Raw genomic sequence first — 12,038 nt, forward strand, 5'->3', positions numbered from 1 at the left:
TGAAGCCTATTTACAAATTAAGTAAGGAATAACATTTTAAATTAAAATTATGAAAAAAAGCCATTTGTATGTATTGCTATTAGCTTTCTCTTTGATCATACAAGGATGCCAAGAAGAAGAAATTTTACTGGGCTCATCTCTTGAGAAATCAGGAAGAAGCGACAACGCAGATATTTCTAAGAAGTATTTGGATTACGGAAATAGGTTGACCAATGTGTTAACTAGTTTACTGAAAGACAAGAAAACGCTTTCCGAAGTGTTAGGAGCAAATTCTGAAAAGAAGAAAGGAAAAACTGAAATGTTAGTAACCGACCTTTTCCAAGCTAAAGTTGACGATGGGAGAGCGACAGGTATGGATGCATTTGCATCAGAATTATCTCGAATGGAAAAAATTTCCCTCAAAGATGCAAAAGAGTATTTATTGTCAAACTCGCGGATCATGCCAAATGTTATTGTAGCGGTACGAAATAATATTTCTTCTCCGACTGACGCATCTTCCGTAGCTTCTTCGATTACTCCAGATCAATTGACATTAGATAAAGTTGTTTTTGTCGATGGCAATCACAGAGTTGGGAACCATCTTTTTGGATATGACAGTTCTTCAACTAGAGTAGAAGTCATAAATGAAGTTTTTTTAACGGTACAAATTAGTGAACGACACGACAGTCAAGGGAATTCACTTATGCATCACGATAACCCATTTTTCTTTGATCCATCGGGTCCAGTAGGTCCTTTAGGATTTTTAACACCATCACAAGTTTGTGACGTAGACGACATTCCTGAACCAGACGGTCCATGTGATACGCCAAGTGTACCGACTAATTTTACGGTAACCATGCAAGATGGTTTTATACAAATTACATGGAATGGCGATTTGGAAGAAGCAGGAACTTGGAATCGGTATGTTCTTGAGCGACGCAATCCAGTAACTGGTGAAATAAAACTATTTCCTATTTATTCTTGTGGATATACAAGCAGTCAATACCTTGTAACAGATACTGATTTAACTCCAAGTACAACCTATATTTACAGAGTACGAAGTGTTAGAATGCGAAAGTTCCCTTTTGGCTCACCAGAAGATTACTGTCGTTCAGAGTGGACAAATTCTATAACGGTAGCTACAGATGCTAGTTTAATTGTAGACCCTGTTGCTAATTTTGAAACGAGAAACTTTAACGAAGGAACTATCGACTATTTTTGGAGTCCACCAGAAAGTTATCAATCTACAGGATATAAAATTGAAGTATCCGTAGATGGATCTAACAACTCTTGGTCAAATATTGAAGACATACCGGATCTTCTCACAGTAAGTCATTCGGAAGGACATCCGAACAGTTGGAAAGGAAATCGTCAACATTTTAGAATTCGAAACAAATTAGGAGCCAATTTTTCGTTACCAGTATACGACGTTGTGTATCCTGCATGGAGAAGTAGTGGCGATCGCGTACGAATTAGCGAAATAAATATTCCAGATATTACGGTGTTTGAATTACCAGAATTAGGAAATCCAGAAATCTTTGTGGCTTCAACTATTGCAACAGATGAAGACTCAGGAACTAAAACATCAGAAGCCTTAGTTGGTTTAACACCAAAACTTGCTGAGCTTATTAGCCTTCCTCCACCGTTTGATTATTTTCAGATTATTATACCTTTTGGTAATGATTATGTTCCATCAGTATCAAACCCTATCTATGCGCATCAAATTCCATATGCAGCAAACATTCTTTTAATTCAAAACTCAACACCAATAACATTGATAAACAATTGGTATGGAGATTATTATAACAAAGTACTTTTTGTAAATATTTCAGAAACAGATACAGGAGAAATTGTCACAGAAACCTCTACAGTATCAAAGGAAGTTGAAGCAAAAGGAACGTTTAAAATTGGAAAAAAAGATGTGTTTGATGTAGGACTTGATATTGGCGCTAAGAAAACAACCGATGTTACGTTTGATTATCCAGATAGAACCTTATCAATGGGATCTTTCGATTTATTCTTTTGGGAAGAAATTAATAGAAATTACGGGTTGCAAGGCTCAAATATTGTTATACGAATTACAAACTAACGTACTAACAACTTAAAAGTATACAATGAAAGCACAATCTATAGTTCATACTAATTTCACAAATATCATACTGTGTATTGTGCTTTCATTTTTTATAGTGCTGAATCCACTTTGGAACACAGTCAATATTTCATACTTTATTATTGGTTTGTTGTGTGTTTTTTTATGCTTTGTAAAAAGCACTAGATATAGTACAACTGAAAACATATTTCTTTATATTTCATTTGGAGTTTCGTTACTTTTACTATATGTAAATCAATATACTGATATACTAGGAATTTCACTATTTCTATTTTTTTCAATACTCATTTGCAAAAAAATAAGTGCAAATCTTTTGTTGCTATTATTGATTCCAATCGCTGCAATATTGCTATTGAAATCTGTTTTTTACATTCAGATTAATGGTGTTTCTACCCTAAACGGATTCTATGTAAATGCTTCACTGTTAATTATTTGTGTGTCGATTTTAAAGAGAGAAAAAATCAATCTAGCTACCACAATTGTCTTGCTTATTTTTACAGTTGTATTCATCATTATAAAATCACGTTTGGGTTTTATTGCAACTTGTAGTTTGTTGCTTTTTAAAATTTTCACACATTATAAAACAGTACGTTTTAGAGTGATAAGCATTGTCATTTTCGTATCAGGATTAATTCCGCTTTTACTTACTAAACAGATATCTATTACAGGTAGAATGCACATCAATACCTTTATTTTAGATCATTTAGATACCGTAAAGTTCTTTGATTACAATCCGTTTACCAATTGGTATAATCATACGATTATCAATCATAATGCACGTGAAATGAGTCAACTAATTGGTGAAGTATACAATGTTGCTTTTAATGATTATTTACAAATACTCATTCAATATGGAATCATTCCCTTTGGTTTGTTCGTAGCACTTAACCTCTATATATTCTATATTTTATTAAAAAGAAAAAAAGGATTGTATGCCGTTTGTTTTCTCATCATACACTTAATGCTGCTTACTAGTTACCCTTTGTTTATGCCTGCTAGTTTCTTCTTTTTACTGCTGTTTTACATTGAAATTGGAACAAAAGAGAAGGTATTCAAACTAAATATTCTTCCTAAAAACACACTATTTACAAATGCTAGTGCACTAAAGTTGATCACAATTTTCTTGTTTATTGCATTAAGTGCTGTGTATTATTACCCAAAATATGTTTTGTTTGAAAATGTACAAAAAGGAGTTTCTTTAAATAATTTACTTGATTCTAAACTCACAAAACATGCTTTTAAAAATAATGAAATTAAATATTGGGTAGCAAAAGAATATATAAGTAAAGATTCCAAAAACGCAAAACGTATATTTTTATACTTACATGATAAGTGTCTTTCTTATAACATGCTCTTATTAACAGGTGAAGTTTTTGAGCATTTGGGAGCATATGAAGAAGCTGTTACCTATTATGAAAAATCGCATGTGGTACGACCTTTTACCTTAATGCCCATTTACAAACAACTTTTAATCAACGATCATTTAAAGAAAAAAAATAAGGTAGATGAGTTAGTAAATTTTTATAAAAAGATGCAATTAAGAGTCGATAATGACCAAACTGACATCATGAGAAAAGAAATTAATGGAATCCTTAAAAAGTATGCCTTTTATGAATGAAAATATGATCTTAACAATAGAAGTAGTACCTAGATTAACTGAAATTAAACATTTTTCGAACTCCTTTGGTTTTTCAAACAACTCATATTCAAAAGTATACGTTAGAAGCTTCTTTCGTGGTATTTAGTAAAATGGTTAAAAAAAGTTTTGAGAATACAGCCGCAAAATAAAGAATATTCACAGTTGTGCATTCGTATTTGATTTATTTATTGTAAATTAAATTTTACAAAAAAATATCAGTAAATGAATATTATTCTCACAGGAGTTACAGGAACCCTTGGCTCTCAAATTTTAATACAGTTATTAAAACAGGAAAAAGTGAAAAATTGTTTTCTTTTGGTTCGAGAAAAAAATGGAAAAACACCGCAGGATCGCATACAGAATATTTTTCATGATATTTTTCAAAATGACTCAAATGATGAAATGCGGTCAAAAATTAAGATTTTTAATTCATCCGATTTTTTCACACCTTCTTATCTTACTAAAACAGCGATTAACTATTTTATTCATGCTGCGGGATATGTCAATTTATCTATTGACATTCGAGAAAAGGCAAAAATATTTGAAGAGAATTTAGCGTTTACAAAAAAAATATTCCAAACATTTTCTCCGTATCTCACGAAGTTTATTTATATAAGCACAGCCTTTTCAATAGGTGACGTAGGTGGCTTTATAGGCAATGATTTTCACAATGGCATCACGCCAAAGTATCGTAATTTTTACGAAGAATCAAAGCATCAATGTGAAAAATATCTTCTTGAAAATGAGCAGCAAAGCAATGTTTCCATCCAAATTTTACGACCAAGTGTATTAGGTGGAAATATCAGTGAAGAACCAAAGTATTTTATATCTAAGTTCATGGTGTATTACCTTCTTGGGAAATTCTTTTACAAGAGCCCGCTAAACGGTGATATTGTCAGAATTGTTGCAAACTTTAACACCGGATTGAATATCATTCCTGTAGATTATGTTGCACACGTAATTTCGGAAGCCATTCATAAAAATATTGCACAACTCAACATTACACATTCAAAATGTACAGGTCTTATTCCTGGAATGACTAGAATTATAGAAACCGCAGGCGCTTCTAATTTTACCTTTGTCAACTCAGTCGATATACAAGGACAATTGCGGGATAAGAACAGAGTGGAACAGTTTTACTATAACTCATTAGGAATGCATTTAAATCCTTATTTAGTATCAGCCCCGTATGAATATGATACCGAAGTATTGGAATCTATAGTGCCGATGCCAAGTTATAATTTGGTGGATTACTTGGAAGATACAATCTCGTATGCAAAGGAAAAAAAGTTTAGAAATAAGCGTTGGTAATTCAATAGGTCAATGTTGGGATTCCAATTAAATTATAGGCATGCAAATCATCCAAAGATATTTTATTTTGTTTGAAAAGTTCTTTCTTCAATTGCTTTAAAACATTACCGATGGGTTTTCCTCTTTTAGAAACGAAATATTCTGTTATGGAGTTGTAGTTATCAATATGTGTATATCCAGATGCGGAAATGGATACAATAGCTCCTTTATTGTCCATTTTGAGGAGGTTTTCTGCAAAGCAATCTCTTTTGTGATACGCAAATGTACCAGTCCAACAAGATAAGTCGATGAGTACGAACATATTTCCAGAAGTTAGACTTTCCATATCATCAATAGCTACTTTCTTATTTTTACTCCAACCCGTATACGAAGCATGACCTACAAACTGAAAAACGGAAGGATTTTTGTCATTGATGTAAGAAGGAATGGTATGCATTCCTAGATATTTTTTGACTGAATTTTGTTTTTCGTACGAAGTATAAAAAACATCCAGTTTGGAAGTAATGATAGAAATATCATCATATATGGCATACGCTGATTTTTTCTTTTTATCTAAAAAAGTAGTTACTTTTTGGATGTATGCATTCAATTCTGAAGATGTTTTAAAGGGAAGTCGTCCAACAGAAATTTTTGGGCTAGACGGATCATTCAAATACGAATACGGATAATCTGTTTCTACTCTGGTAAAGTCCTTATCTTGGATGTAATAATGTGTAGGAATTAAATCGCCTTCATCTTCTTTTTCACTGGCGTCTCCTAAAAAAAGAACATGCTTAGGCAGTACTTTATGAATGTGTTTTTTTATCGCTTTTGCAGAAGGACTACTGTGTGAATAAGCGTTGTAAATTTCTTGTGAATCTACAAATACGTATGACAAATTGGGATCAATTCGTTTAAGAAGTTTTGTGAGCAATGCGAGGTCATTTGCATCAAAATGGCGCGCATTATACACCACCAAAAAATCATGATATGTATTGCTAGGAATTGTAGATGGATATAGCGCAACTTCTTGAATAGTGGATGCTTTTTGAAAAATTAAATTCTTGATTTTCTCATCATGTTCAACTTTTTTGAAAGTAGCACCATCAAAGGTCGCATACGCATACGCATCTTCCATCTTTTGTATGGTGTTGAAACTACGGAACACATACTTTTCAAAATCATTACTCAATAATAAGCGTTTATCCTCAAACAATTTCATTTCAATATGTTCAATACCAACTTCATAGAAAAATGAGGAAACTTCTATATCCACATACTTTTCGGTACTAATTACTGGAACTGAAACAGTAAACTCGCCATACGGAACACTGTAACGATATTGTTTTCCATTGATTTTGACAAGAATAGGCGCATCTGATTTTTTAAAGTTGTACAGCTTCAGTTTCACATACTCTTTTGTGTTTTTTACGGGAATTCCTTTAAATAGTTTCTTTCGGAAGGGATTGTCTTCAGAAATAATAGCTAAAAACCAGTGAGAGCTATCAAAGCTATTGGGCAGTGAATATTTATAGTGATTTCGTTCTTCAATTTTTAAAACTTTGGGAATAGAAAAAACGGTATTAGCTTCGTTAAAATGATCTGCTATTTGGTAAAACCCTTTGCTTGGGCAGTACATATATCCGTAATTATCTTCAACAAAAAGTTGATAATAAGTATTCCCAAAAGAGACATAAAGAGGTTTGTCTTTTATACTTTTCGGAATTTTAAACTTATATATTCCTTCAGTTTCTGTACTAAAATAATAAGAACTTGAATTCGCAAATATGCAGGTTGAAAGTAAAAAAAAAAGATATTTAATATAACTTCTCATAAAATTTTGTGATAAATATAAGGAAATTATTAAAATCACTTTATTTAACAAAATAAAAATCTTACATTTGATGTAATCGCTTATGAAACATGGCATGAAAAATAGTTACTATTTATTTTTATTATTCTTTTGTTTTAGTTGTAGTGATGACGACACGTCCAATGTCTTACAAATAAGGGTAATCAACGCAAGTGAATTTGACTACAAAAATATTGTAGTAAATACTTCTGGTGGTGAACAAAATTATGGGGATTTAGATGCTGGACAAACATCTGTGTACAAAACATTTGATTTCGCTTACCGATTTGCTTATGTGGAACTACAAATAGATGATGACATATTTATTTTTCAACCAATTGATTACATAGAAGAAAATTTGATAACTTCTGGGAACTACTCCTATGAAATTTCTGCAAATGATTCTAATGATCAATTTTCAAGATTGAACATAAACTTACGAAACGATTAATTTAAAAAACCAAACAAACCATGAAACAAAAACACTTTTTAATTGGAGTTTTGTTGTTCATATCGTTTTCTGCGTTCACAACATATACGATTGTGACTGGAGAATATTTAACAACAGCTCCCGAAGATCCTTCTTTTGGCGTTATGATTGTTGATCACGATGATGAAATCAACTCATTAGAAAATTATTACACAAATGTTGCGTACAACCCTTCTGTAGTGAATGATCACAACAGTCTTATGAGTGACTTTGAGAGTGTCATTGTTACGCAAAGTGACTACATGACTGAGAACAACCTCACATTTGAACAAGTTCGAGAAAATCCATCACTTTTACCGCCCAACTTTATATTTTCTAATCAACAACATTCACAAGCACTGAATGTTATCAATACAACAATGCCTGTTGCATCTCCTGATTTGCAACATTCATTAAGTGCCCTTCGTGAATACATTGATTTAGCGAGTCAAGTGAATTACTCCGTATTAGAAATTTATGACGATTCTTATGGAGGTGGTATTCACATGGGAATAGGTGATGAAGCAATGCACTTAGGAGGCAAACAAGCAAATCAAGGATTGCAGTCCAAGGAAGCAATTAGAAAATTAAGAGATTTATTAAAGAAAGATTTATTAAACCTTACCAAAGAACAGTTTACGATCTATCCAAATCCTTTAAGTAATACGTCTACAATTTCTTTCTTGAACAGTATCTCAGGGAAATCCCAATTTGTCCTTTATGATATTAAAGGTAGAATGATTACTTCTGCTCAAAAAAATCTTGAAGAAGGAACCGCTCATATTCAAGCAAATGAAATTTTAGATATCCAAAGCCTGTCTAAAGGAATTTATATCTTGAAAATAAATACCACTACGGGTCGTGAAATGTCTAATAAATTAATCGTAAAATAATTAAGCCACATGAAAAAAGTTGTACAATTATTTTTGTGTTCTTTAGTGATTTTGTTTTCTACAGAATCTTTTTCTCAAGTATCTAAAGAACAAAGCAAATTAACAGGAAAGCAGCTCGCTAAGCACAAAGCAGAGTATGCTGCAAAAGTAAAAGCACTCGGGATGGCAGTACAGCCTGAGTATTTCTACAAACTTAAAATTGATATCAATAAAGTTGATGAATTCAAATCAGTTGGAGTTGACTTAGTTGAGTTGGGAAACAAAGCTGGAGAGTTTACATACAAAGAATACACACTACTAAGTAATTATGTAGTACAAGGTGTTGTTGTAGAACGCACGTATAGCCAAGACAAACAAGATTTTTTCCACACAACGTATAAAATAAAAGTTGAGTCATCTTTAAAAGGTGGCATTTCGGATGAATATATTTATGTGAAAACAGAATCAGGGTTGATAGGAGAAGACTCTTATGTGCAAAGTTCAACAGAACCAAGCATATATTTAGGAGAAAAAGTGCTATTAATGTTGAATAGAGTAGACGTAGCTGCTGCTGAAGCAGCAAGAGAAAAAGGATTTTTTGACAAAACGTTGAATGCTACGAGTAATGACTTTACGATCAATGGTAAATTTACGTTAAAGCAAGAAACTTTCTTTGATTCACACAAGCACTATATAGGAAATAAAGATGAAGTGTTTTCTAACATTGGTCAAGTTCAAAGTATTAACAAAAGAGAAACGTTTCACACTAAAAAATTTAAATAATGAAAGCAAAGAAAATTAAAATATATGCATCTTTGATAGTAATATTTGTTACTTTTAGTTCCTTCGTTTTACTATCAACAACCTTACAGGACAGAACCGCAAATTATGTAATTCGTCACAATAGCACAGTTCCTGCTGCCTTTATTCCGTTATTACCTACAACCATAAATCAAATGTCTCCATCAGCACATGTCAATAATGCACCTACCATGGTACATGGTGGCTTAACAGGTGGAACGCAATCTACGTTCACACAAGACGGTAACATTGTAGTATTTCAAGGATTTTCTTCCAATACTGGCGTATTAGCTTCCGTATTAAGACAATCAATAAGTGGAAGTATTCATACGGAGTTTGACCTTAGAATCAATAGTAACTTTTCAGGTACCTTTTCAAATGGAGCAACTGGTGGTGGACATGACAGAGCTACCGTTTTAAGACACGAATTTGGTCATGGAGTTGGTCTTGATCATACAGGAACCGCTTCTCGTCTTATGGGAGCAAGTTTAGGTGTAAACCAAGTGAAAAATATTGGTCAAGATGAAATACGTGGATACAATTGTATCTATAACAACATTTGTACAGGACAAGAAGGTGGAAGTGGAAATTTAGAATTTTCAACGGATATTGTCGCTGATGATCTTTTCAAAACATTAAAATGGTCTGTTGAAACAGATAACAACGATTTACTTGGTTTCAATGTCTACAAAAAAGAATGTGACGGAAGTTTGATATCAGTTAATTCAGAAATGATTAAATTTAGAAGCAATCAAGCAGAGTATACATTTCAAGTAGACGACACTAAAGATACCTATTATGTAGAAGTAGTAGGAGAAGCTCAACTTGATAAAAGAATGTTCAAATTTTAAAAACATAATGTAATGGAAGAAAATAAAAAAACATATACGGCTCCTAAAATAATATACCAACAGCCAATGGAAACAAGAGCTGGAAGCTCTGGTGGTGGGCCAAGTTAATACAATTATAAAACTTTAAAACAAAATAAAGAAGGTCATCATATGTTGACCTTCTTTAATTTTAAACCAACGCATGCTGTCATTTTTTAAAGAACGAAAGAAAAAAATATCTACCCTTTTTAACGACGCTCCCAATACTTTTAAGTATTCGTTTACAATTCAAGTAAAAGATGTAGTATTTGGAATACATACCAATCAAACATCTTTAGGGAATTACATCAAACAAACGTATCAAGAGTTTATCGTTGATAAACCAGCCGATTATGTGTTCAATTTTCATAATCATACCAAAAGTGTAGTGATTGATGTTTCAGAAAACGAATCCTATACCTATGATTTTATACAGTTCTTTGATACCTATTTTTATTACAGATATGGAAAACAGGAACCCATCGTAGATATTGCACTGCCTAGCAAATTTGAATTTTGGGAATTTGAAAACTTTTTCAAAATATTTATTTCTAGCATCTCGCTAAAATTCAATGCGTTATTGATACATGCAAGTGCTGTTGTAAAGGATAATGAAATTATTTTGTTCTCTGGGCAATCTGGAGCCGGAAAATCTACCATTGCAGGATTATCAGGATATCCCATCATTCATGATGACAATATTTTGATTTCACATCTTGGAGACGGTCTTTTTGAATTAGAAACGATTCCTTTCAAAATACCTTATAAAAAGAATACATTTACAGGTAAGATAAAAGGATTTTATAGACTTTTTCAACACGATGAAACGTTTATTCGTGACATTGAAAAGAACAAGCAACTCACACATCTACTTTTTGGACTTTGGGCATTTGACCATTTTGGAAACAAAAATACCATGCAGTATAATGCGAATGTGATGAAATATTGTACTGAAATTGTACCACATTTAAAAATCAAAGAGTTATATTTTACCAAAACTAATGACTTCCTCAAATTAGTATGACACAACATATTACACTACACATCGCAGATATTTATATACATATTGAATCTGAAATAAATGGTGTTATTGGCAGATTTCAAGAGTTTTACAGGCATTTCAGCACTAATGAATCGGCACATTCAGATTATTCCATTGTCATAAAACAGGAAAAAATGACTGTTTCCGTTACAGGTGAAGAAGAAGGTTTTAAATTTCAAGGATACGCGTTCAAACAATTTGAAAAACACGCAATTTTACTCATACCATCCTTAAAAAACGCATATCAATATGCGGAAGAATTCTTGTTGTTTATTTTCTCTGAATTATGCATTCAAAAAAATAAACTCATATTTCATTCTGCCTCTTTGATAGACGATCAGGACAATGCATACATATTTTTTGGACCATCGGGAATTGGTAAAAGTACCATTAGTAGAAAACTAACTGATTTTACTGTTTTTTCTGATGATATGATGGTGATGGAGAAAACCAACAACGGCTATCTATTACAAAAAACACCTTTTGAGCGCAACAAGCAACGCAAACCCGCTGTTTTGGTAAATATAAAAGTGGTATTTAGGTTGGTGCAAAGTGATGTAGTAAAAATAAACTCACTAAAAAAGAGCAATGCTTTCAATGTATTACTATCCAATCTTTGGTTTAGTGACTATCAAAAAAAGCAAGTAGAAAAATATGCAGAGATACTTCAAGATCTTATGCAAAATACCACGGTGGCAGAACTTCAAATTGCTAAAAATTCTCAAAAAGAAGCCATTGTTGAATGTATCAAAAATTATGAAATGACTTGCTGAAATTCTCTTATAAAACAATAAAAATGATTAAATTATAGGTGAATTTACACGTTGAGATTAAAAACTAAATCATAACCAATGAAACCATTAAAACTAGCAGAAGATGTATTAGTTCAAAATATTGATAATGAAGCTGTTATTGTGACACCAACAGGAGGAATGATTACTACTGTGAATGAAACAGGTGCTTTTCTTATTAACTTTTTGAAAACACATGAACAAAGTGATGAAACAAGTCTTGTAAATGCACTTATGAAAGAATATGACATTTCAAAAGATGCTGTGGTAGATGATGTGAAAGCGTTCATAAAAGAAATGAAAAATAACCAAATAATTAGCTAA

At 32.2% G+C, this 12,038-nt stretch carries 11 protein-coding genes; 10 read left to right on the top strand and 1 reads right to left on the bottom strand.

Going from position 1 to position 12,038, the window contains the following annotated elements; all coding sequences use genetic code 11:
- Positions 1-49: 49 nt before the first annotated feature.
- The 3 genes from KORDIASMS9_RS14270 to KORDIASMS9_RS14280 all read left to right on the top strand — a co-directional run bounded on the left by KORDIASMS9_RS14270 (position 50) and on the right by KORDIASMS9_RS14280 (position 5,039).
- On the top strand, positions 50-2,068 hold the full coding sequence (locus tag KORDIASMS9_RS14270; protein WP_114903486.1) for a fibronectin type III domain-containing protein: 2,019 nt from the start codon (positions 50-52) through the stop codon (positions 2,066-2,068).
- A gap of 373 nt (positions 2,069-2,441) precedes the next feature.
- Positions 2,442-3,707, top strand: coding sequence for an O-antigen ligase (locus KORDIASMS9_RS14275; RefSeq protein WP_205317994.1), 1,266 nt, complete (start codon positions 2,442-2,444; stop codon positions 3,705-3,707).
- Between the two features lie 243 nt (positions 3,708-3,950).
- Entirely contained in the window at positions 3,951-5,039 is a 1,089-nt protein-coding gene (locus KORDIASMS9_RS14280) for an SDR family oxidoreductase (protein WP_114903488.1), read from the top strand.
- Position 5,040: 1 nt separating this feature from the next.
- On the opposite strand, the gene KORDIASMS9_RS14285 is transcribed toward KORDIASMS9_RS14280, so the two are convergent.
- The gene (locus KORDIASMS9_RS14285) at positions 5,041-6,657 is read right to left on the bottom strand and encodes a C25 family cysteine peptidase (RefSeq protein WP_162819968.1); all 1,617 of its coding nucleotides are present in this window, start codon (positions 6,655-6,657) and stop codon (positions 5,041-5,043) included.
- 289 nt (positions 6,658-6,946) lie between these two features.
- Here KORDIASMS9_RS14285 and KORDIASMS9_RS14290 point away from each other — a divergent pair, with 289 nt between their 5' ends.
- The 7 genes from KORDIASMS9_RS14290 (at position 6,947) to KORDIASMS9_RS14320 (ending at position 12,038) form a co-directional block, all read left to right on the top strand.
- Positions 6,947-7,321 (top strand): hypothetical protein, encoded by a 375-nt coding sequence (locus tag KORDIASMS9_RS14290; RefSeq protein WP_114903490.1) that lies wholly within the window; start codon positions 6,947-6,949, stop codon positions 7,319-7,321.
- A 20-nt stretch (positions 7,322-7,341) separates the two neighbouring features.
- Positions 7,342-8,232 (top strand): T9SS type A sorting domain-containing protein, encoded by an 891-nt coding sequence (locus tag KORDIASMS9_RS14295; RefSeq protein WP_114903491.1) that lies wholly within the window; start codon positions 7,342-7,344, stop codon positions 8,230-8,232.
- 9 nt (positions 8,233-8,241) lie between these two features.
- Positions 8,242-8,994, top strand: coding sequence for a hypothetical protein (locus tag KORDIASMS9_RS14300; RefSeq protein WP_114903492.1), 753 nt, complete (start codon positions 8,242-8,244; stop codon positions 8,992-8,994).
- Positions 8,994-9,863 carry a matrixin family metalloprotease gene (locus tag KORDIASMS9_RS14305; RefSeq protein ID WP_114903493.1) on the top strand — a complete coding sequence of 290 codons (870 nt, stop codon included), beginning with the start codon at positions 8,994-8,996 and terminating at the stop codon, positions 9,861-9,863. The genes KORDIASMS9_RS14300 and KORDIASMS9_RS14305 overlap by 1 nt, the downstream gene beginning before the upstream one ends.
- Before the next feature lie 181 nt (positions 9,864-10,044).
- Positions 10,045-10,905, top strand: a complete 861-nt coding sequence (locus KORDIASMS9_RS14310; RefSeq protein ID WP_114903494.1) for a hypothetical protein — start codon at positions 10,045-10,047, stop codon at positions 10,903-10,905.
- Positions 10,902-11,696: a hypothetical protein gene (locus KORDIASMS9_RS14315; protein WP_114903495.1), complete on the top strand. Its 795-nt coding sequence runs from the start codon at positions 10,902-10,904 to the stop codon at positions 11,694-11,696. The genes KORDIASMS9_RS14310 and KORDIASMS9_RS14315 overlap by 4 nt, the downstream gene beginning before the upstream one ends.
- 78 nt (positions 11,697-11,774) lie before the next feature.
- The gene (locus KORDIASMS9_RS14320) at positions 11,775-12,038 is read left to right on the top strand and encodes a PqqD family protein (RefSeq protein WP_114903496.1); all 264 of its coding nucleotides are present in this window, start codon (positions 11,775-11,777) and stop codon (positions 12,036-12,038) included.

It is taken from the genome of Kordia sp. SMS9 (genome assembly GCF_003352465.1).
GTDB lineage: Bacteria > Bacteroidota > Bacteroidia > Flavobacteriales > Flavobacteriaceae > Kordia.

Coding starts and splice junctions, on each gene's coding strand:
- KORDIASMS9_RS14270 (WP_114903486.1), top strand. CDS start 50: ATGAAAAAAAGCCATTTGTATGTATTGCTATTAGCTTTCTCTTTGATC.
- KORDIASMS9_RS14280 (WP_114903488.1), top strand. CDS start 3,951: ATGAATATTATTCTCACAGGAGTTACAGGAACCCTTGGCTCTCAAATT.
- KORDIASMS9_RS14285 (WP_162819968.1), bottom strand. CDS start 6,657: ATGTACTGCCCAAGCAAAGGGTTTTACCAAATAGCAGATCATTTTAAC.
- KORDIASMS9_RS14290 (WP_114903490.1), top strand. CDS start 6,947: ATGAAAAATAGTTACTATTTATTTTTATTATTCTTTTGTTTTAGTTGT.
- KORDIASMS9_RS14295 (WP_114903491.1), top strand. CDS start 7,342: ATGAAACAAAAACACTTTTTAATTGGAGTTTTGTTGTTCATATCGTTT.
- KORDIASMS9_RS14300 (WP_114903492.1), top strand. CDS start 8,242: ATGAAAAAAGTTGTACAATTATTTTTGTGTTCTTTAGTGATTTTGTTT.
- KORDIASMS9_RS14305 (WP_114903493.1), top strand. CDS start 8,994: ATGAAAGCAAAGAAAATTAAAATATATGCATCTTTGATAGTAATATTT.
- KORDIASMS9_RS14310 (WP_114903494.1), top strand. CDS start 10,045: ATGCTGTCATTTTTTAAAGAACGAAAGAAAAAAATATCTACCCTTTTT.
- KORDIASMS9_RS14315 (WP_114903495.1), top strand. CDS start 10,902: ATGACACAACATATTACACTACACATCGCAGATATTTATATACATATT.
- KORDIASMS9_RS14320 (WP_114903496.1), top strand. CDS start 11,775: ATGAAACCATTAAAACTAGCAGAAGATGTATTAGTTCAAAATATTGAT.